The organism is Mesorhizobium sp. W050, from assembly GCF_054719535.1.
In genome coordinates this window covers 5,032,315-5,052,942 of sequence record NZ_JBTTIH010000001.1, presented here as the reverse complement: position 1 = coordinate 5,052,942, position 20,628 = coordinate 5,032,315, and the positions used below count along the sequence as shown (strand labels likewise).

The window sequence follows — 20,628 nt, the reverse complement described above, 5'->3', positions numbered from 1 at the left end:
TGTGTCACGCTCCCGTGAGTCGGGCAAGGGCGTCATCCATCGCCTGCGCCGGCAGTTCGATAAGCCTCGGTGCCTCGGTGAACAGCAGTGCTGCCGTCACCGCGCGGCCGGGGTAAAGCGGCTGGAGCAGCGCGCGGTAGAGCGCCAGCTGCAGTATATAGGCCGGCGGCACCTGGGCCAGGCCTGCGGGCGCCGGCCGGTTGGTCTTGTAGTCGACGATCGATACGCGCTCGGGCGTCACCGCCAGCCGGTCGATCTTGCCGGAGATCGAGCGCAGTCTGCCCTTGACCTCAAGGCTGCCCATCACAGCAACTTCGGCGCGGGACGACGGCGAAAACAGCCCGGCAAAACGCGAATCTCTGAGGATCGCCATCACCGAAGCCAGCGCCTTGTTGCGCTCGGCCTCCGGCCAGTCGGCGCCGGCTCGAATGAGATACTGCGCCGCCGCGCCTTGCCGTTCGTCTTCGGCAAAACCGGGCAGCATCTGCAGCAGCTTGTGCAGCGCCAGCCCGCGCATCACGGCAAAACCGGGCTCCGCTTCGCTGTCCAGCACCGGCGAACGCGTATCGACGACCGCCTCCTTGCCCTCGTCGATCAGCGCCGAAGCGCCAGAGGGCGATAGCGGGCGCGGCAGTTCTTCATAAGGCGGCAAAGGGCGAAACAGGTTTGCCGGCAAGAACGGCAAAAGCGGTTGCGGCAGCCGCGCCTCGTCGGCGGCTGCCAGCGCCACCGGCGGCAGCTTGGTGATGACGAAGCGATGCACCGGCTCGCCGCTGGCGGGATGATGGCGCTCCGTGCTTTCCGGCGCGGCAAGCAGCGCGCGGCTGACAATCGAATGCCAGGTGCCGGTGCTCGGCGAACGCTTGCCGTGATAGCCGCAGACGATCAGCCGGTCCTCGGCGCGCGTCATGCCGACATAGAGCAGCCGGCGGTATTCGTCGTCGGCAAGCTCCCGCGCCCTGGCCGAGGCCGCCTTGGAGAAGCCGTTCGCGACATCGGCGGCCGAGCGCCAGAGATAGCCCTTGCCGTCGAAATTGCGGCCCGAAGCGTCGAACGGCATCAGCCGCGGCAGATGCTGGTCGCTGAACGGCGCCGACCCGCCATCGACCAGGAAGACAACAGGCGCTTCCAGGCCCTTGGCGGCGTGCACGGTCATGACGCGGACCTCGTCGCGCGTCTGGTCCATCTCGCGCTTGATCTCCGGGCCGGTGTTTTCCAGCGTCGCCAGGAAGGCCTCCAGCCCCGGCAGTCCGGTGCGTTCCTCGGCCAGGCAGAAACTCAGGAATTCGTCGAGGATGTCGCCGGCTTCCGGTCCAAGCCGGGCGATCATCTTCTTGCGCAGGCCGTCGCGCGCCAGCACCCCGGCGTAGAATTCGAACACCGGCCGGAACGCCGCCTCGTTGGCCCAGCCGTCGAGCCGGGCAACGACATCGGTCAGCGCGGTATTGTCGCCAGCATGCTGGCGTAGTGAGGCGATCAGCGATGTTCCGGCTGGCCGTCCGGCGCCAAGCGTAAAAAGCGTCTCCTCCGACACGTCGAAAACCGGGCTGCGCAGCACGGCGGCGAGCGACAGGTCATCCTGCGGCTGGATGAGGAAATGGCCGAGTGCGATCAGGTCCTTGACCGCGATGTGGCCGGGCAGGCTCAGCCGGTCGGCGCCGGCGACGGGAATATCGCGGTCCTTCAGCGCGCGCGACAGCGCATGGACGAAGCGGTCGCGCTTGCGCACCAGCACAAGAATGTCGCCGGCCCTCAGCCTGCGTCCCTTGCCCTCGATGATCTCGCGGTCCTTGAGCCAGGTCTGGATGGTCGCAGCCACGTGCTCGGCCACCCGCACAGCCGGCGCGCTGGCATGATTGACCGGCAACGTCCAGTCGTCGGGCTCCTCGACGGCGTCAGCGCCGAGCGACGGCCAGACCTCGACATAGCCAGGCGCGTCGTTGCGGATCGCCTTGTGGTCGAGCGGATCGGGGTCGTGGCTGATGCCGCGCCGCACGCCCGGATCGGCAAAGACGCGGTCGACTGCGGCAAGCACGTCGTCGGTCGAACGGAACGACCAGGTCAGTTTCAGGTCGGCAAACGAAGCATTGGCTGCGTTCACGCGTCCGGAAAACAAGAGCCGGCTGTCGGCAAAGGAATCCGGTGCGGCACCCTGGAAGGAATAGATCGACTGCTTTTCGTCGCCGACGGCAAACACCGTGCGATTGGCCGTGCCGCGCTGGCCGTGGCCGGCAAAGAACTCCTCCGCCAGCCGCTTCACCACCTCCCATTGGTCGGGGCTGGTGTCCTGCGCCTCGTCGAGCAGGATGTGGTCGATGCCCTGGTCGAGCTTGTACTGCACCCAGGGGCCGGCATCGGGCCGCGCCAGAAGGTTGACGGTGCGGGTGATGAGGTCGTTGAAATCGAGAAAGCCGCGGCTGCGCTTCAGGCGCTCGTACCGCACGATCAGCCAGTCGGCTATGGTCAACGCCGCGACCGTGCCTTCCAGCATCCGGAACAGCGCCAGCCGGTCGGAGACGTCTGTTATCGACTTGACGGCCGCCAGATAGCGCTCGGGAAGGTCGGGCAGCCGGCCGAGCAGCGCCTTCTTGAACAACTTTGAGGGATCATAGGGGTCGCCATCGGCCTTGAGAAAGGCTTTGCCGAGCATCTGCAGCCGGCGGGTCGGGTCCGTCTCGGCAAAGGCCAAGCGGGCATAGGGCAAGAGATTGTTGAGCACGGTGCGGGCGTCGGCGGCCTCGGCGGCACTGGCGAACACTGCAAAGAAGTCCGGCAGGAAACCCGGCAGCGGCCATACCGATGCCGCTATGTCTTCGGCGCTCTGCCCGGGGCGAAAATGGAATTCGTCGAACAGGGCCTGAAAGCCGCCGCCGTCGCGCCGGACCGCATCGATGAAGCCGCGTAAGCCGTCGCGCTTGCGCACGATTTCGGCGAGCAGCGCATCGAGTCCGTGTTCGCCGCCGCGCTCCAGCACGGTGGCAAAGGCCTCGGCCAGTCCGGTGTCTCCGGCTGACGTGCCCGAAATCATGTCGCGGCGGGCGCCGGCAAACAGCGAGGCCTCCATCTGCGGATCGAGCATTTCGAAATGCGCCGGGATGTTGGCCTCCAGCGGAAACTGGTGCAGCACCGATTCGCAGAAGGCGTGGATGGTCTGGATCTTCAGCCCGCCCGGCGTTTCCAGCGCTTCGGCAAACAGCCGGCGCGCCCGCCGCATCGTGTCGCGGTCGGGTCGGCGGCCGTCCACCGCCTCAATCTTTGTGGCAAGCTCGGCATCGCCGAGCGCCGTCCATTCCGACAGGGTCGAGAACACGCGGTTCGACATGTTGGCGGCGGCCGCCCGCGTATAGGTCAGGCACAGGATCTTCGACGGATCGGTGCCGTTGAGCAGCAGCCGGATGACGCGCTGGGCCAGCACATGCGTCTTGCCCGAGCCGGCATTGGCGGACACCCAGGCCGAGTTCTTCGGGTCGGAGGCGCGCGCCTGGCTGGAGGCGGTTTCGCTGGGGATGGGATAGGCTTTTTTCATGCCTCCCCCGCCTCGTCATCGCTGTCGCCGCCGGCCGACCATTCGAGCACGCGCGCCAGATGGTCGTAATCGCCATCGCTCTCGCCCTCGCGAAAAGGCAGCGCCCGCGACAGATAGCCGGTCGCGGGATCGGCATAGTGAATGAGCAGTTTTTCCAGCCGCGCCCAGGCCTCCTCGGCGAGGTCTTCGGCGGTCCGGGGCTGGCGGTTGTAGTCGAGGATGGATTCCTCGAACACTTCGCCATTCGGCTTCAGCCGCACGAATGCGAGCTGGGAGGGCTCGCGCGCGCCAAGCCCCTTGAAGGCGCCGCGCCGGAGCAGCGCCCCTTCGAGCGCCAGCTGTGGCGCCAGCAGCGTGTGGGCCTGCGCCTTGGACGGGGACGAGCCGGTCTTGTAGTCGAGAATGTCGGCCATGCCACCGGCCAAAAGGTCGACGCGGTCGGCATAGCCGGACAGCGTCACGCCGGTGCGGCCGACAGCGGTCTTTTCGGCGCGCTCCTCGGCATGCCGCCGGGCGACGGCGGGAGCGCGGCCGCGCTCCCATTCGATGATGTTGGCGGCAAGCTTTTCGAAGCGCGGCCACCACACAGCCTCGACATCGGCGGGCAGGGCGATCTCGGCAAAGCAGGTCCGGCCGGCAGCGATGAGGCGTTCCAGAGCTTCGGGCGCGCGGGGATCCGCCACCTCTGTCGAGAACAGATGCAGGATGTCATGAAACAGCGTGCCGCGCTCGGCCGCGCCGGGGTCGCGGATCACCGGGTCGAGCGGCAGAAGGCTCAGAATACGCTTGGCATAGACCGCATAGGGGTCGCGGCGCAGCATCTCGATCTCGGTCACCGAGAAGTGGGTGGGCCGCATGCTCAGCGGCGGTTTCGGCTGCGGTCGCGGCGCGAAATGTTGCCGCTCGCCGGCATCGAGCGCGCGCGCCAAGGCAAGCAATTCGTCGCCGCGCCCGCGCAATGCGGCCGCCGGATCCTTGCCGATGAAGGTGAGGATGCGCTGCAGCCAGCGCGAGGGCACCGCCGGTGCGTCGCCGGCTCGGGCGGAGCGCGTCAGCACCACCTTTTTCGCCCCCATTGCCATCTGGAAGTCGTGGGCGGCAAGGCCGATACGGCGCTCCGGCGGCTCGAGATCGATGCCGGTCTTCATCAACCGCGACATGAAGCGATCGCTTTCCGGCTTGCGTGGCCACACGCCTTCGTTCAGCCCGCCAATGACCAGCGTGTCGACGCTCTGCAGCCGTGCCTCCAGCGCGCCCCATATCGCGATGTTGCGGTCTGTACCTTGCCCGGGCTTGACCGTTTCCGGTGCTACCAGCGCGTCCATCACATCAGGCCATTCGTCGGCCGGGAAGTCGAACGAGGCAGAAGCGGCGACCACACCGCGCAGCAGCTCGGCGAGTTTCTCGCCGGCGTCGCCGGCATAAAATTCAGCCAGGCTGCCCTCCGCCGTGCGGCCGAGATTTTCCAGCGCGGCGACGCTCGCTCTGGTCAACGCGACGAGATCGGCGTTCTCTTCACCGCGAAAGGCGGTCAGCGGCGCCAGTGCCGTCACAAGCCGGCTCAGCATATCGCGGGCATCGTCGATGCCGCGCCCGCTCAGGCGCGAAAACCAGAAGGGCTGGCGCTTGTCCCCGCTCAGCCCGGCGAGACGCTCCTCGAACAGTGCTGGCAAAGAGGCGATGTCGGGGCGTCCGGTGCCGCCGCGCAGCGCCACGAGTTCGATGAGCTCGGCGGCATGGCGCACGCCGGTGCGCTCAAGTCCGAGCCCGAGCAGCGGATGCTTGAGCAGCGACAAAAGGCCGACGGGATCGCCGGGCCGGAATACCGCTTGAAGTGTGAGCCGCAGCAGGCTGGCGGCAGGCGTGTTGGCGAGCGGCGTGCCGCCGGAATCGTCGGCGATCACGCCGAAGCGCAACAGCTCGGCCGAGACGCGCCGCGCCAGCCCGCGGTCGCCGGTAACGAGCGCTGCCCTTAGTCCCGGCTGTTCCACGGCGGTTTTCAGCGCGATGGCGATCGCCGCCGCCTCGTCGCGTTCGCTGGCGGCTTCGACCAGCGTCACGTCGGCGAAGGCCTCGGCGATGTCTACGGCGTTGAAGCGTATGCGGGTCTCGGCCCATAATTCCGTGGTCTCGGCCGGCCGCAGCGCCTCGCCGACAAGGGCCGCGCGGAGCGCCAGTGCGGGCTCGGCGGAGACCACTTCCTCGACATCGCCACGCAGCACGCCAATCTTGCCGATCAGCTTGGCCATGCCGTATTGCGGGTGGCCAAGCAGCGCACCGGGCGCCCCAATCGCGGCAAAAGACGGTTCGTCCAGCATCCCATCGAGCCCGGGCAGCACCACGGCGCCGTTGGGCAGGCTGGCGACCGTGGCAAGCAGTTCGGCCGTGGCGGGAATAGAGCCCGTCGAGCCGGCGGCGATCACCGGGCCTTTGGGCGGGTTGCGTTCCAGCCGCTTCGCCTCGCGCCGGATCAGCGCATTGCGGTGCGCGGCCGGGTTGGAGCGGTCGCGCTCCTCCAGCAATTTCGGCCAGGCCTCGGTGACGATACGGAGGAAATCGAGCGTCACAAGCCACCATCCGGCAAGATTGCCGGTGACCAGATCGGCAAGCCTGGTCCAGTCCGTGCCTTCGGTTTCGATCTCGTCCATCAGCCGGGCGAGGTCACGCGCTAGCCAGATCGCATCGGCGGCGGAGGCCGGCACGACGATCTCTTCGTTGAACATATCAAGGACATGCGCCGGCAAGGTGCGCTTCCAGGCCCGCACCAGCGGCGCCAGCAGCAGCAGGCGTTCGATGGCTGCGATCGGCGGCGCCATTTCAAGCTCGGTCGGCGTGCCGGCGTCGAAGGCGGCTTCGTCCTCGTCGAACTCTCCGAGCGGGCGGATGACCGGCAGGATCGCCGAACGGCGGCTCCCTCCCGGTCCCGAAAGCGCGTCGACAAAAGCGCCGCGCAGCGCACGGGCCGCGCGCCGTGTCGGCACATAGATGGTGACATCAGCCAGCGCCAGCGGATCGCCGTCGAACCGGAAGCCGGGCACCAGCCGTCCGGCCAGCAAGGCCTCGGCCAGAGTCGGCAGGAATGGCGCTCCGGGCGGGATCGAAAGAACGCGGCGCGCGCCGCTCATACCACCTTCGCGAGAGCGTCGGCGACCGCCGCTTCCGCCTGCGGAATGGCGTCGGGAGTGCCGACGGTGATCCAGCTTCCGCGCATCTGCATGCCGAACAGACGGCCAGAGGCGATTGCCTTGTCGAAATGGGTGTTGAGCGAATGCGCCCCGGCCGGCGCATCCCTGAAGATGGCGGGATTGACGATTGCCGCTCCGGCATAGATCAACCCGGCCGGATCGCCTTTCGAGCGCCGCAGGCCGCCATCCGGCGCCATCAGGAAATCCGTGCCGACACCGTGTCCGGTGGCCGAGTCGAGATCGGTAAGCATCAGCAGAATATCCATTTTCGCGCCGTCCCATGCAAGGGCAAGGCGCTCGAGGCTGGGCTGGCCGCTGTCGATCCAGAACGTATCGGCGTTGATGATGTAGAAGGGGTCGCTGCCCAGCAGCGGCAATGCCTTGACGATGCCACCCGCCGAATTCAGCAGTGCGTCGCGCTCGTCGGAAATGACGATCTTTGGCGCCCGCCTGTGGGCGATATGGGCGACGATCTGGTCCGGCAGATAGTGCACGTTGACGAAGGCTTTCTCGACGCCGGCCGCTTCGAGACTGTCCAGCCCCCAGTCGAGCAAGGTCCTGCCGGCGATCCGCACCAGCGGCTTCGGCATGGTGTCGGTGATCGGCCGCATGCGCTTGCCAAGACCAGCCGCCAGCACCATCGCTGTGGTCAAGGTCACGGGAGCCGTTCCTCCAGCAGGCCATGTGCCATGTAAAACTCCTTCAGCTGAGCCAGCGCCGGGTGCGCCAGCGCCCGCCTGAGATAACCGCGGATGCGCGGCAGGTGTCGGAGATAATAGGGCTTGCCGTCGCGCTTTTCGAGCCGCACGAAAATGCCGAGGATCTTTGAATTGCGCTGCGCCGCCATGATCGCATAGGCCTCACGGAAAGCGAGCTCGTCGAAGCCGATGGCGGCGTGGCGCGCAGCGACATAGGCGTCCACGGTCCGCTGCTCGATATCGGGCGAAACGGTGACGCGGGCATCCATGGCCAGCGACGCAACGTCATAGGCCGCAGGACCCATCAGCGCGTCCTGGACGTCGACGATGCCGAGGCGGTCGTGGCCTTTGCGGTCACCGCGCCAGATGATGTTGGGCGAATGGAAGTCGCGCAGCATCAGCGTGTATTCCTGTGTGTCCAGCCGATCGAGAACCGCGTTCCATTCCCTGTGATAGCCGGCGCGTAAAGCCTCGCTTGCCGGGCTGCCGGTCACCATCGGCACATACCAATCGACCAAGAGATCGGCTTCGATCAGCATGGCGTCGCCATCGAACGGCGGCACCTCGTGGAAGACGCCCGGCACGGCCTCCATGCGCTGCGGCCAGGTCTTCCCATGCATCATCGCCAGCAATTCGGCCGCTGCCGCGTAGCGCTCGGCCACCGGCTCATCATTGCCGTCGAGAAAACCTTCCGAGCCCAGATGCTCCAGCAGCAGAAAGCCCCGTTCGAGATCCTCGGCATGGATTTTTGGGACACTGACACCTTGCGACAGCAGCGCCTTGTCGATGGCGACGAAAGCGGTGACCGACTGCGCCGTGTGGGCGATCACGGCATAGGGCTTGCCGTCGCGCACCGGCGGCCCCAGCACCAGCCGCGGCGAATTCATCAGCACGCGCGGCGCAAGGCCGGCGAGCGAAACAATCTCGTAAGAGCGCGCCGAGGCGTCGCCGACGAAATGGCGCCGCGCGGCGTCGCCCCAGCCGGCCGTTTCAAGGAAATCACGCATCGCCAGCGATCGCGCCACGCGTTCGAAGGCAACGCCTTGGCCCGATAGTTTCGCCAGGCGGCCTTCGCCCTGATGGACGAGTTCGATCCAGATCGACGTTCTCGGAAGAGCGGCCTCCGCCCGTTCCGGCCACTCGACAAGGGCAGCGCCCTGCAGCAGCGCCTCGTCGAAACCCAGCTCGTCCATCTCGCCGGCCGAGGACAGGCGATAGAGATCGAAATGGTGCACGGGGATGCGCGTGTCGTAGCTTTGCACCAAGGTGAAGGTAGGGCTCGGCACATCGAGGCCGGCATCATCGGCCAGCGCCCTGATCAGGGCCCGCGCCAGCGTCGACTTGCCGGCGCCGAGATCGCCCTTGAGCGCCAGCACGTCGCCCGGCCGCAGCGCCATGGCCAGGTCTTCGCCGAGCCTTGCGGTCGCAGCCTCGTCGGCGAGAAAACGCTCCAGCACAACAACAGTCATCGAGCGCGCTACTCGGCCGCGGCGCGGATGCCCGACGGTGCATCGGGGAAGGTGCAGATGACGGTGGTGCCCTTGTCCTTGCCGGTCTCGATGCGCACGCTGCCGCCGTGCAGCTCGACAAAGCTCTTGACGATCGACAGGCCTAACCCCGCACCGCGCCGGCGCCCGCCATTGGTGCGCGGCTCGAAGCGGCGGAACACCGAATCGAGCAGGTCCGGTGGCATGCCGGGGCCGTTGTCATGGACGGAGAATTCCACACCTTGCTCCAAATGCCGGCAGGCAAGTGTGATAGTGCTCGCCTCCGGCGCGTAATTGGCGGCGTTGCTGAGCAGATTGTAGAGGATCTGGCGAACCCGGGTCTCGTCGCCGTGAAAACTCTTCGGCGCCGCAGCGGCGTCGATCCGGAGCTTGATCGAATGCTCTTGCAGCCGGTCGGCGACCAGTTCGGCCGCGGCCTCGATGGTGCGCTCGACGCTTACTTCCGAAATGTCGAGCTGCATGATGCCGGCGTCGACGGTGGCGAGGTCGAGTATGTCGTTGACGATGGTGAGCAGCACCGAGGATGACGAGCCGACATGCTCGACATATTCGCGCTGCTTTGGGCTGAGCGGCCCGGTCGCCGGCAGCGACAAAAGCTCGGTGAAGCCGATGATGTTGGTCAGTGGCGAGCGCAGCTCGTAGGAGACATGCTGCACGAACTCGTTCTTCAGCTGGTCGGATTTCTGCAGCGCTTCGTTCTTGTCCTTCAGCGCGCGCTCGACATTGACGCTGTCGGTGACGTCCACAAAGGTCATCATCACCTGGCCGTTGGGCAGCGGGATGACGGCGTAGCTGAGCACGGTGCCGTTCTTCAGTTCGGTCTGGCCATGGCGGTCGCGGCGCTCGTCGTCGAAACCGGTGATGGCGGCGACGAACCCGCCCCACGGGCTGTCGACGGCGCGCTGGTCGCTGAGATCGCGGATCGCCGAGACATGGACGTTGGGCTTGATCACATCCTGGCTAAGTCCCCACAGCGCGACAAAGGCCGGGTTCGACAGGCGCAGCCGCCCATCGGGACCGAACACCGCGACGCCTTCGGCCAGATTGTCGAGCGTTTCGCCCTGGACCCGCACCGCCGTCTGGTAGCGGCTTTCCAGGTCCATCTTCTCGGTCAGGTTCTCAAACACCCAGGTCACGCCGCCCTTCGGCTGGGGGTTGGCGACCACGCGGATGGTCTTGCCGTCGGGCAAATGCCACCAATGCTCTTGCGATTCCACCGCGCGGTAGGCGCCAAGCAGGCCTTCTTTCCAACGCCGCCATTCCGGCTGCTCGGCGATCTTGCCTTCGCTGCGCAGCCGGTCGAGCAGCAGCGCATTGTCGGGCGCGCTGTGCAGGAAGCCCGGGTCCAGCCCCCACAGTTTCTGGAACGCCTGGTTGAAGAAGCGCAACTTCTCGTTGGCATCGAAGATCGCCACCGCCGTGTTGAGCTGGTCGAGCGTGTCGGCATGGCTGCGCACCGTGCGCTCATATTCGCCGCGAATGGTTTCGGTGGCGCTGGTGTCGCAGGCAAGGCCGGCCGAGCCGTCCGCACCGGCGAAGTCGGTGACGGCGAACACGCGGCGGTCGCCCTCGATCACTGTCGACAGCGTTTGTTCGAAGATTGGGCGCGATTTGTGCTGCGCGGCGATCTGTTCGCGCGCTTGGGCGCCGAGGAATTCCTTGGCTTCGCGCACGGCGGTCTCGGCGTTCGGTGCCTCGACCGCTCCGGCATAGGCACGGTTGACCCATTTCAGCCGCCCGTCGGTGGCGCGCAGCCAGGCCGGCATCGGCAAGGCGTCGAGCAGGCCGATCATGGTCTCGTAGTCGGCGGCCAGACGCTGGTTCTCGATCTTCAGCCTGGCTTGGCTCCTCTGAGTTTCCGACAGCGAGACGAAGCGCACCAGCACATGCGCGGCGCTCTTGCGGCCATGCACTTCAAGCGGCGCCCCGGCCTGCGATTCGATCACGAGATCAAAGGGTTTCGCTTTCTCGCGCAGACCAGCGACGGCATTTTCGAGCGCCGCCGCCGAGCGCGGCATCAGCCAGCGGCCGAAGGCGAGGAAGGCTGCACGGTCGTCCGGCGCACCGCTTTCCAGCGGCAGCGTGCCGATCAGCTCCGGCTTCTTGTTCTCCGACGCCCAGACGATGACGCGCTGGTCACGCAGATTGAGCAGCGCGTCGGAGCGCTGCAGCGCCGCATTGATGTCGGCAATGCGGGCTCTGAGTTCGACATTCTGCGCCGAGGTGCGGGCTCTTTCGCGGATCAGGAAGATGGCCGAGACCAGTGCCGCGCCCATGACGCCGACGAACATGGCGAGCTGGATGACTTCGACCGCGCTGACCGACAGTCCGGCCTTCTGCGCAATGGCCGGCTCGGCATGGGCGGCAAACGAGGTGAGCGGGCCGGCAAGAGCTGAGGTGGCAAGAAAGCCGGCGGTGCGGGCGCCGACGCGCCTCTTCAGGCCACCGCCTGTCGTGACGGAGCCAGTGCTATCGGAATCGTCATGGCCGCCGGAAACGGCCGATCCCGCGCGAGGCGGGTTTTCCCCCGGCATGTCTTGGTCCTCTTCGCCGCCTGAATGCAAGACCGCCCAGATCAGGATCACGTTTGGTAGAAACGCCCTTCTGACCTAACTCTCTCTTGAAGAGCATGATCTTTTCCGAAAACCGCTTCCCACTTTTCGCTGACGCGGTCCTTCGGTTCGAATCATGCTCTCGATGCGTACGCCGGCCCTCGTCCCCGGCCCACGAATCAGCACAATAGCGCGTGCTGGAATCGGCGTGAAGAATCATCCGCGCAAAAAAGAAGCCGGGCGAAAAGTCAATCGCCCGGCTTCAATATCTAGTGATAAACGCCGCTTCTGTTAATAGCGGTAGTGTTCCGGCTTGAACGGACCCTGCGGGGTCACGCCGATATAGGCGGCCTGTTCGCCGGACAGTTCGGTTAGGCGGGCTCCGAGCTTGTCGAGATGCAGACGCGCCACCTTCTCGTCGAGGTGCTTGGGCAGCACATAGACCTGGTTCTGGTACTGGCCGGGCTTGGTGTAGAGTTCGATCTGCGCCAGCACCTGATTGGTGAACGAGGCCGACATCACGAAGCTCGGATGACCGGTCGCGTTGCCGAGGTTGAGCAGGCGCCCCTCCGACAGCAGGATCATCCGCTTGCCGTCCGGGAAGGTTATCATGTCGACCTGCGGCTTGACGTTGGTCCATTGCAGGTTGCGCAGCGACGCGACCTGGATCTCATTGTCGAAGTGGCCGATATTGCCGACGATCACCATGTCCTTCATCGAGCGCATGTGGTCGAGGGTGACGACATCCTTGTTGCCGGTGGTGGTGATGACGATGTCGGCGGTTGGTGCGGCATCTTCCAGCGTGACGACTTCAAAGCCGTCCATCGCCGCCTGCAGCGCGCAGATCGGATCGACTTCCGTGACCTTGACGCGGGCGCCGGCGCCCTTGAGCGAAGCCGACGAGCCCTTGCCGACGTCGCCATAGCCGCAGACGACCGCAACCTTGCCGGCCATCATGGTGTCGGTGCCGCGGCGGATGCCGTCGACCAGCGATTCCTTGCAGCCATATTTGTTGTCGAACTTCGACTTGGTGACCGAGTCGTTGACGTTGATCGCCGGGAAGGGCAGCAGGCCCTTCTTCTGCAGCTGGTAGAGCCGGTTGACGCCCGTCGTCGTCTCTTCGGTGACGCCGCGAATGGCTTCCTTCTGCTTGGTGAAGAAGCCGGGTGAGGCCTTCAGGCGCTTCTTGACCTGGGCGTAGAAGTATTCCTCTTCCTCGCTCTGCGGGTTGGACAGCACGTCCTCGCCGGCCTCGGCGCGGGCGCCGATCAGTATGTACATGGTGGCGTCGCCGCCATCGTCGAGGATCATGTTGGAGAGGCCGCCATCGGCCCACTGGAAGATCCTGTCGGTGTAGTCCCAATACTCCTCGAGCGACTCGCCCTTGACGGCGAACACCGGGATGCCGGCCTCGGCGATGGCTGCGGCCGCATGGTCCTGGGTCGAGAAGATGTTGCACGAGGCCCAGCGGATATCGGCGCCAAGCGCCTTCAGCGTCTCGATCAGCACCGCAGTCTGGATGGTCATGTGCAGCGAGCCGGTGATGCGCGCACCTTTCAACGGCTTCTTGTCGCCGAATTCCTCGCGGCAGGCCATCAGGCCCGGCATTTCGGTTTCGGCGATATCGAGTTCCTTGCGGCCCCAGCCGGCAAGCGAGATGTCGGCGACCACATAGTCCTTGCTACCTGTCATGGCAGTGCTCCGGTGTGATTTGTCTTCAGAATGCGCCTGCGCCACACGGCGCGTCGAAGGGCGCGGAATGCCGGCCTGACTAGCAGATCGCCGCCAAGACGACAATGGGATATAAAGAAATCTTTATGCGCGTATGTGTTTTACGGGGATGCATGCCGCCCAAAAGTATCCCGCGGTTTTGGGACAACGGCGTTCAAGCAAAAACTTCAGCACTCTTCGCCGAAGCGCGAGGCGACCAGCTGCTCCAGCGCGTCCATCGCCGCTGCGGCTTCAGCGCCGCTGGCGGTGACGCGGATCGAATAACCGGGGCTCGCCGCCAGCATCATCAGCCCCATGATCGAGGTGCCGCCGACCTTGAGACCATCCTTCTCGACATGGACGGTGGCGTCGAAGCCGCTGGCGACCTGGACGAACTTCGCCGAGGCGCGCGCATGCAGGCCGCGCTGGTTGACGATCGGGAACTCGCGCACGATCTCACCGGGCGACAGCGCGTTCATTTGCTGCTCAGCAGCTGACTTGCGACGTTGATGTATTTGCGCCCCGCGGCCTGCGCCTCGTCGAGCGCGGTCGCCATGTTGTCGCCCTTGCGGATCGACGACAGCTTGATCAGCATCGGCAGGTTCATGCCGGCGATGACCTCGGTGCGACCGGATTCCATCACCGAAATGGCGAGATTGGAAGGCGTGCCGCCGAACATATCGGTCAGAACGATGACGCCGGTCCCGGTGTCGACGCGGCCGACGGCGTCGACGATATCGCGCCGACGCTGCTCCATATCGTCATCGGCGCCGATTGCCACGGTTTCGAAATTGTCTTGTGGCCCCACGACATGTTCCACGGCATGGCGGAACTCGGCGGCCAGTTGACCGTGCGTTACAAGCACGAGTCCGATCATTCTATGGTGGCTCCCGTCATCGCCGCTTCACAGGCGCTTTTTATGCTCGCCGGCCATCCCAGGCGGCGGGAGCGCTATCTTGTCGACGCGCGGCGCGTTGACAAGCCCAAAATTGCGTCGGCCATGGCCAATTTGACGCACTGCAGCAAAAAACCGGCGGCGGATCATACGAAAGGCGCAATCTCCAGCCGCGCCATTACCGCCGGCAAAGCCGCAGTGACGTTGCGCTGAACGAGGTCGATGCGCGGCACCACACAGCCGGCAATGGTCGCGCTCGACTCTTCCTGGAAACGCTCCACAGCGTTTGCGGCAACCAGCTGGATCGTAAGGTCGATGACCCCCACAGGTTGGAACAAAAGCGGCTTCGGACCAAGTCCGGGCACCTCTGTGAGGCCGGCGATGCTGGCGGGCGCATGGCAGACCAGCCGCCCGAAACGCGCCGCGACAAACAGCTGGTCGTCGCCGATCAGCCGCGCAAACAGCCCGAGCCGGCTGAAATGGTCGATGAGCGCCAGCGCCAGCGTTGTCTTGCCCGAGCCGGACGGCCCGGTGATCAGGACGCCCCGCTCGCCAATCTGGATTGCGGTGGCATGGATGTTCTCGGGTTTCGCGGTGGGATCGGGCATGCGCAGCCGCGATCAGCCTTCGGCCGGCAGCGTAACGACGAAGCGCGCGCCCTTGATGTCGCCGGGCTTGGTGCCGGGGATGTTCTCGGCGGTCAGCGTGCCGCCATGGGCTTCGACGATCTGCCTGGATATCGACAGGCCAAGCCCTGAATTCTGGCCGAACGCCTCGCCGGCCGGGCGGTCGGTGTAGAAGCGCTCGAAGATGCGGTCGATGGCGTCGGCGCGGATTCCGGGGCCGTTGTCGTCGACGGTGACGATGTTGACCTTGCCCGAGCGTGCCAGGGAAATGGCGATGTGACCGTGGTCCTCCGGCACGAAGGAGCGGGCATTCTCGATCAGATTGGTGATGACCTGGCCGATCCTGAGATCATGGCCGGTGACGAAATAGCCTTTGACGCCTTGCGGCAGCTTGGCGGCCTTGAATTCGATCTCGACAGCCTTTTTGTTGCGCGTCGCTTCGCGCGACACGGCGACGAGATCGGTGATGAATTTCTTCAAATCGACCGTGGCGGCATCCTCACGCGCCAGTTCGGCGTCTAGGCGCGAGGCATCGGAAATGTCGGTGATCAGCCGGTCGAGACGCCGGACATCGTGCTGGATGATCTCCATCAGCCTGCCGCGTGAATTGTCGTTCTTGGCAAGCGGCAAGGTCTCCACCGCGCTGCGCAGCGAGGTCAGCGGGTTCTTCAACTCGTGCGAGACATCGGCGGCGAAGCTTTCGATCGCCTCGATGCGGGCATAGAGCGCATTGGTCATGTCGCGCACCGCGACCGACAAATTGCCGATCTCGTCCTGGCGGTCGGAAAAGTCGGGGATCTCCTCGCGGCTCTTGACGCCGCGCCGCACCCGCACTGCCGCCGCCGATAGGCGGCGCAGCGGATTGGCGATGGTGGATGCGAGCAGCATCGACAGGATGGCGGTGACCAGGGCGGCGATGCCGAACACGCGCAAAATAGCCTTGCGTTCGGCGGCGACGATCTTGTCGATGTCGCCGCCTTCCGTCGACAGCATCAGCACGCCGAGGACGGCACGGAAGCGCTGGATCGGCACCGCCACCGAAACGATCTGCTCGCCCTGTTCGCTCACCCGCACGATCGTCGATGGACTGCCGGTCAGCGCCTTGACCACTTCCGGGAAGGCCGCACCGTTGCCGCCGGGCTGCTCATGGTAGACGGGCAGGTCCTTGTTGCGGAAGAAGTCGAAGACGAATTTCTGCACGCGCTCCAGCATATCCGGCTGCTCGTCCTCGACCGGCGGCAGGTCGTAGCGCAGGATTTGGCCGCGCGAATAGAGATGGCGCGAATCGAGCAGCAGATTGGCGTCGCGGTCATAGATGCGGGCCCGGGTGCGCGTCGGCGAAATCAGCCGCCGCAGCACCGGCGCCACGCGCTCGGGATTGATCGGGAAATCCAGATTGTCGAGCTGGTCGGAGCCCGGCCCCAGGCTTTCGCCGGCCTGCAGTTCAAGCAGTTTTTCTGGATCGATGCTGATCGAATCGGTCTCGACCGTCGCCGACGCGGCAATGGCGCCGGCGATGATCTCGCCCTGCGTCATCAGGCTTTCGACGCGGGCGTCGATCAGCCCGTCGCGGAAGGTGTTGAGATAGAGGATGCCGGTGACCAGCACGGCGAGGCCGGCCAGGTTGAGGAACAGGATGCGCCGGGTCAGGCTGGAAAAGATGTGGTGGCCGAGGAAGCGGCGCATCGGCACCGTCAACCTCGACAGGAATGCGGGCAGAATCCGCGACCGCCTGACAGCGCTCGTTCGTCTGCTCCGCTGTACATCCACTGCCATCGAATAGCAGCTCCCGCCTAGTCTTTGGTTTTATGCATGTCGTCGTCCCAAAAACCGCGACCACTTTTGGGCGACATGCATCAACTCAAGCTTCGCGGAACCGGTATCCGACTCCGTAAAGGGTTTCGATCATTTCGAAGTCGTCATCGACGGCCTTGAACTTCTTGCGCAGCCGCTTGATGTGGCTATCGATGGTGCGGTCGTCGACATAGACCTGCTCATCATAGGCGGAATCCATCAGCGCATCACGGCTTTTTACCACGCCGGGGCGCTGCGCCAACGAGTGCAGGATGAGAAATTCGGTGACCGTCAGCGTCACCGGCTCGCCCTTCCAGGTGCAGGTATGGCGTTCCTGGTCCATGACGAGCTGGCCGCGTTCGAGCGAACGGGCCTGCTGGCTGGGCGCCTTTGCCGCAGCTTCGCGGGCGCTGGCGCGGCGCAGCACGGCGCGCACCCGCTCGACCAGCAGGCGCTGCGAGAACGGTTTGCGGATGAAATCGTCGGCGCCCATCTTGAGGCCGAAAAGCTCATCGATCTCATCGTCCTTCGAGGTCAGGAAGATCACCGGCAGGTCGGACTTCTGCCGCATCCGGCGCAACAGCTCCATGCCGTCCATGCGCGGCATCTTGATGTCGAGGATGGCGAGATTCGGCGGCCGCGCCGCCAGGCCTTCCAGCGCCGACGCACCATCCGTGTAGGTCTCGACGCGATACCCCTCGGACTCGAGGGCGATCGACACCGATGTCAGAATGTTGCGGTCGTCATCGACAAGCGCGATTGTTGCCATTTCAAGCGGCTCCCTCATGAGCTGTCCCTTCTGTCTTAGAGAAGGGGCTTTTGCAGGACAAATTAGGTACAAAATGTGGCACAGGCTCCACCCGCTGTCGCGGACGGCTTGCCGGCGGCCCCATCGGAACCTCTACACGGGTTGGACGAACACTGTGTGCCAATCCTTTGGGCAACCACCGTGATTCTTTGCACATATAAACGATTTAAACAACTTTCAAAATTTTTAAATCGATTAATGATTTGATATCATTCGAGTTTTCTGGTTCTCACCGTCTCAGCCCCTAACGCGGGCTCGCCGGAAACGCGCCGGCAAAGTGCGGCGAATCCAGAAGAAGGGACCCTTGATGTCGGAAGTCGGCAAACGCAATTCTGCTTGCGCGATCGATCGTATCGGCCTGAAAACCACCGGCACGGTGCATTATAATTTTGGTGCGGCCGCCCTTTATGAGGCAGCGATCCGTCGTGGCGAGGCCCGGTTGACCGCCGGCGGCGCGCTGCTTGCCGAGACCGGCCAGCACACTGGCCGCTCGCCCAAGGACAAGTTTGTCGTCCGCGATGGCGCCACCGAGCCCCATGTCTGGTGGGACAACAACAAGGCGATTTCGGCGGGCCAGTTCGAAATGCTGCTCGCCGATTTCCTTGTCCACGCCGCGAATAGCGATCTCTATGTGCAGGACCTCGTCGGCGGCGCCGATGCCGAGCTGAAGCTGCCGACGCGGGTCATCACCGAATTCGCCTGGCACTCGCTGTTCATCCGCAATCTTTTGATCCGCCCGCAGGCCGCCGAGCTCGAGGATTTCGTGCCGGAGATGACGATCATCGACCTGCCGTCCTTCCGCGCCGATCCGGCCCGCCACGGCAGCCGCACCGAAACGGTGATTGCGGTCGATCTCACCCGCAAGATCGTGCTGATCGGCGGCACTTCCTATGCCGGCGAGATGAAGAAATCGGTGTTCACCATGCTCAACTATCTGCTGCCGGAAAAGGGCGTCATGCCGATGCACTGCTCGGCCAATGAGGGCCCGGGCGGCGACGCAGCGATCTTCTTCGGGCTTTCCGGGACGGGCAAGACGACGCTGTCGGCCGATCCGTCACGTACGCTCATCGGCGACGACGAGCACGGCTGGGGACCGCACGGCATCTTCAACTTCGAAGGCGGCTGCTACGCCAAGACGATCCGGCTGTCGGCCGAGGCCGAGCCGGAGATTTTCGCCACCACGCAGCGTTTCGGCACGGTGCTGGAAAATGTCGTGCTCAACGCCGACCGCGTGCCGGACTTCAACGACGGCCGGCTCACCGAAAACACGCGCTGCGCCTATCCGCTGGATTTCATCCCCAATGCCTCGAAGAGCGGACGGGCCAGCCACCCGAAAAACATCATCATGCTGACCGCCGATGCCTTCGGCATCATGCCGCCGATCGCACGGCTGACCCCGGCGCAGGCGATGTACCACTTCCTCTCCGGCTACACCGCCAAGGTGGCCGGCACCGAGAAGGGCGTTACCGAGCCGGAAGCGACGTTCTCGACCTGCTTCGGCGCCCCGTTCATGCCGCGCCACCCCAAGGAATACGGCAATCTGCTGCGCGAGCTGATCGCCCGCCACGGCGCCGATTGCTGGCTGGTCAACACCGGCTGGACCGGCGGCGCCTACGGCACCGGCAAGCGCATGCCGATCAAGGCGACGCGCGCCTTGCTGGCCGCAGCGCTTGACGGTTCGCTGAAGGCGTCCGGTTTCCGCACCGACGCCAATTTCGGCTTCGAGGTGCCGGTTGCTGTGCCTGGCGTCGACAGCGCCATTCTCGACCCGCGTTCGACCTGGGCCGACAAGGCAGCCTATGACCGGCAGGCAGCGCGATTGGTCGGCATGTTCGCCGTCAACTTCGAGAAATTCGAGAGCCATGTCGATGCCGTCGTGCTCGGCGCAGCACCCCGCCTGCAGGAAGCTGCGGAATAGTCGAGGCGTCTTCACCGAAGCATCCTTGAAAGGCGCGATCTCGATCGGGCCTTTTCTTTTTTGGTCCGCCGCGCCATGACTGCGGCATGCCTATCGACGACATCATCATATCGGACGAAGCCGTAATCCATCCGGGCGACCTGCACGAGGATTTCATCCGCTCGTCGGGTCCCGGCGGCCAGAACGTCAACAAGGTGGCGACCGCCGTCCAATTGCGCTTCGACGCCGCCAATGCGGCTGGCCTGTCCGAACGCGTGCGCGCGCGCACGATCAAGCTCGCCGGCCAGCGCGCCACTAAGGACGGCGTCATCGTCATCGAGGCCGGCCGCTTCCGCACCCAGGAGCAGAACCGGGCCGATGCCCGGGCAAGGCTGACGGCGCTGGTCGCCAAGGCCGCGGAACCGCCGCCGCCGCCGCGCAAGAAGACCAGGCCGTCGAAAGGCTCGGTGGAGCGGCGGCTGCAAAGCAAGGCAGGGCGCGGCACGATCAAAAAGCTGCGCGGCCGGGTAGAGAACGACTAAGGACCGCGCCGACTGCGTGCATAAAGCGGCCTCCCCTTCGGAACCGCAGACGCAAGGTTTCACCATTGCCACAGCAAGGGAGACCGACAACGGTGGCTTTCGGGTCGCCGTTTCTGATTGGCGGTGGCATGGTTTCAGTATCAACCGGAGGCGAAGTCATGCTCGTTCTGCCCAAAGGCGTCCGCCATATGCCCGGCTATCTGTCCCGCGCGGCGCAGGAAGCGCTGGTGGAAGAGGTGAGGACAATTGTACAGCGGGCGCCGCTGTACGTGCCGGCGATGCCGCGGACCGGCAAGGAGATGAGCGTGCGCATGACCAATTGCGGCACGCTCGGCTGGGTCACTGACAAGGAGCTGGGCTATCGCTACCAGCCAACGCACCCACTCACCGGAGAGCCATGGCCGCCGATCCCGGACGTGCTGCTGCAATTGTGGCGGGAGGTCGCCGCCTATCCGAATCCGCCGGAGGCCTGCCTGGTCAATTTCTATACGCAGGACGCCAAAATGGGTCTGCACCAGGATCGCGACGAAGCCGATTTCTCGGCCCCAGTGGTCTCGGTGTCACTTGGCGACGATTGCCTGTTCCGGGTCGGCCAAGTGACGGGCAGGGGGGCCACACGCGACGGCGGTACCAAATCGTTCCGCCTGAAAAGCGGCGACGTCGTCGTGCTCGGCGGCGAAGGCCGGCTCTGCTTCCACGGCGTCGACCGCATCTATCCGTCGACCTCGGCGCTGCTGAAAAATGGCGGCCGGATCAATCTGACGCTGCGGCGGGTGACCTTGCCTTGAAGAGGTGAGAGTGCATTCTTGCACTTACTGAACCACTGACCTTGCGAATGAAAAATCCCTAACGGAATTTAAGGTTTCGGCCGCTAGTCTGCGCCAAAA

The 20,628-nt window shown here is 65.0% G+C and carries 14 protein-coding genes; 3 read left to right on the top strand and 11 right to left on the bottom strand.

Annotation, left to right across the window (positions count from 1 at the left end; all coding sequences use genetic code 11):
* Positions 1 to 4: 4 nt before the first annotated feature.
* From addA to ACYG9Y_RS24215, 11 genes are all read right to left on the bottom strand, one after another.
* On the bottom strand, positions 5 to 3,526 hold the full coding sequence (gene addA, locus ACYG9Y_RS24265) for a double-strand break repair helicase AddA (RefSeq protein WP_023739758.1): 3,522 nt from the start codon (positions 3,524 to 3,526) through the stop codon (positions 5 to 7).
* Positions 3,523 to 6,651, bottom strand: coding sequence for a double-strand break repair protein AddB (gene addB, locus ACYG9Y_RS24260; RefSeq protein ID WP_023739757.1), 3,129 nt, complete (start codon positions 6,649 to 6,651; stop codon positions 3,523 to 3,525). The genes addA and addB overlap by 4 nt, the downstream gene beginning before the upstream one ends.
* Entirely contained in the window at positions 6,648 to 7,352 is a 705-nt protein-coding gene (locus tag ACYG9Y_RS24255) for a nucleotidyltransferase family protein (RefSeq protein WP_031253433.1), read from the bottom strand. The genes addB and ACYG9Y_RS24255 overlap by 4 nt, the downstream gene beginning before the upstream one ends.
* 14 nt (positions 7,353 to 7,366) lie before the next feature.
* Complete coding sequence (gene tsaE / locus ACYG9Y_RS24250; protein WP_023739755.1) at positions 7,367 to 8,878, bottom strand: tRNA (adenosine(37)-N6)-threonylcarbamoyltransferase complex ATPase subunit type 1 TsaE; 1,512 nt, start codon at positions 8,876 to 8,878, stop codon at positions 7,367 to 7,369.
* Positions 8,879 to 8,886: 8 nt separating this feature from the next.
* A complete protein-coding gene (locus tag ACYG9Y_RS24245) occupies positions 8,887 to 11,451 on the bottom strand; it encodes a sensor histidine kinase (RefSeq protein ID WP_023739754.1) in 2,565 nt (854 codons plus the stop codon).
* A gap of 309 nt (positions 11,452 to 11,760) precedes the next feature.
* The gene (ahcY, locus tag ACYG9Y_RS24240) at positions 11,761 to 13,161 is read right to left on the bottom strand and encodes an adenosylhomocysteinase (protein ID WP_023681401.1); all 1,401 of its coding nucleotides are present in this window, start codon (positions 13,159 to 13,161) and stop codon (positions 11,761 to 11,763) included.
* Between the two features lie 206 nt (positions 13,162 to 13,367).
* Positions 13,368 to 13,658 carry an HPr family phosphocarrier protein gene (locus ACYG9Y_RS24235; protein ID WP_023672303.1) on the bottom strand — a complete coding sequence of 97 codons (291 nt, stop codon included), beginning with the start codon at positions 13,656 to 13,658 and terminating at the stop codon, positions 13,368 to 13,370.
* Positions 13,655 to 14,056, bottom strand: coding sequence for a PTS sugar transporter subunit IIA (locus tag ACYG9Y_RS24230; protein ID WP_023672304.1), 402 nt, complete (start codon positions 14,054 to 14,056; stop codon positions 13,655 to 13,657). The genes ACYG9Y_RS24235 and ACYG9Y_RS24230 overlap by 4 nt, the downstream gene beginning before the upstream one ends.
* Positions 14,057 to 14,220: 164 nt before the next feature.
* Positions 14,221 to 14,682, bottom strand: coding sequence for an HPr kinase/phosphorylase (locus tag ACYG9Y_RS24225; RefSeq protein ID WP_023739752.1), 462 nt, complete (start codon positions 14,680 to 14,682; stop codon positions 14,221 to 14,223).
* A gap of 12 nt (positions 14,683 to 14,694) precedes the next feature.
* Positions 14,695 to 16,476: a sensor histidine kinase gene (locus ACYG9Y_RS24220; RefSeq protein WP_023672307.1), complete on the bottom strand. Its 1,782-nt coding sequence runs from the start codon at positions 16,474 to 16,476 to the stop codon at positions 14,695 to 14,697.
* Positions 16,477 to 16,561: 85 nt separating this feature from the next.
* Positions 16,562 to 17,263 (bottom strand): response regulator transcription factor, encoded by a 702-nt coding sequence (locus tag ACYG9Y_RS24215; RefSeq protein WP_010912942.1) that lies wholly within the window; start codon positions 17,261 to 17,263, stop codon positions 16,562 to 16,564.
* 346 nt (positions 17,264 to 17,609) lie between these two features.
* On the opposite strand from ACYG9Y_RS24215, the gene ACYG9Y_RS24210 reads away from it, so the two are divergent.
* The 3 genes from ACYG9Y_RS24210 (at position 17,610) to ACYG9Y_RS24200 (ending at position 20,529) form a co-directional block, all read left to right on the top strand.
* Positions 17,610 to 19,220: a phosphoenolpyruvate carboxykinase gene (locus tag ACYG9Y_RS24210; protein WP_023695997.1), complete on the top strand. Its 1,611-nt coding sequence runs from the start codon at positions 17,610 to 17,612 to the stop codon at positions 19,218 to 19,220.
* 86 nt (positions 19,221 to 19,306) lie between these two features.
* Entirely contained in the window at positions 19,307 to 19,741 is a 435-nt protein-coding gene (gene arfB / locus ACYG9Y_RS24205) for an alternative ribosome rescue aminoacyl-tRNA hydrolase ArfB (protein WP_023672309.1), read from the top strand.
* A gap of 158 nt (positions 19,742 to 19,899) precedes the next feature.
* A complete protein-coding gene (locus ACYG9Y_RS24200; RefSeq protein WP_023739751.1) occupies positions 19,900 to 20,529 on the top strand; it encodes an alpha-ketoglutarate-dependent dioxygenase AlkB in 630 nt (209 codons plus the stop codon).
* The last annotated feature ends 99 nt before the right edge of the window (positions 20,530 to 20,628 follow it).

Coding starts and splice junctions, on each gene's coding strand:
- ACYG9Y_RS24230 (WP_023672304.1), bottom strand. CDS start 14,056: ATGATCGGACTCGTGCTTGTAACGCACGGTCAACTGGCCGCCGAGTTC.
- addA (WP_023739758.1), bottom strand. CDS start 3,526: ATGAAAAAAGCCTATCCCATCCCCAGCGAAACCGCCTCCAGCCAGGCG.
- addB (WP_023739757.1), bottom strand. CDS start 6,651: ATGAGCGGCGCGCGCCGCGTTCTTTCGATCCCGCCCGGAGCGCCATTC.
- tsaE (WP_023739755.1), bottom strand. CDS start 8,878: ATGACTGTTGTTGTGCTGGAGCGTTTTCTCGCCGACGAGGCTGCGACC.
- ACYG9Y_RS24235 (WP_023672303.1), bottom strand. CDS start 13,658: ATGAACGCGCTGTCGCCCGGTGAGATCGTGCGCGAGTTCCCGATCGTC.
- ACYG9Y_RS24200 (WP_023739751.1), top strand. CDS start 19,900: ATGCTCGTTCTGCCCAAAGGCGTCCGCCATATGCCCGGCTATCTGTCC.
- ACYG9Y_RS24215 (WP_010912942.1), bottom strand. CDS start 17,263: ATGGCAACAATCGCGCTTGTCGATGACGACCGCAACATTCTGACATCG.
- ACYG9Y_RS24245 (WP_023739754.1), bottom strand. CDS start 11,451: ATGCCGGGGGAAAACCCGCCTCGCGCGGGATCGGCCGTTTCCGGCGGC.
- ACYG9Y_RS24210 (WP_023695997.1), top strand. CDS start 17,610: ATGTCGGAAGTCGGCAAACGCAATTCTGCTTGCGCGATCGATCGTATC.
- ahcY (WP_023681401.1), bottom strand. CDS start 13,161: ATGACAGGTAGCAAGGACTATGTGGTCGCCGACATCTCGCTTGCCGGC.
- ACYG9Y_RS24255 (WP_031253433.1), bottom strand. CDS start 7,352: ATGGTGCTGGCGGCTGGTCTTGGCAAGCGCATGCGGCCGATCACCGAC.
- ACYG9Y_RS24225 (WP_023739752.1), bottom strand. CDS start 14,682: ATGCCCGATCCCACCGCGAAACCCGAGAACATCCATGCCACCGCAATC.
- ACYG9Y_RS24220 (WP_023672307.1), bottom strand. CDS start 16,476: ATGGCAGTGGATGTACAGCGGAGCAGACGAACGAGCGCTGTCAGGCGG.
- arfB (WP_023672309.1), top strand. CDS start 19,307: ATGCCTATCGACGACATCATCATATCGGACGAAGCCGTAATCCATCCG.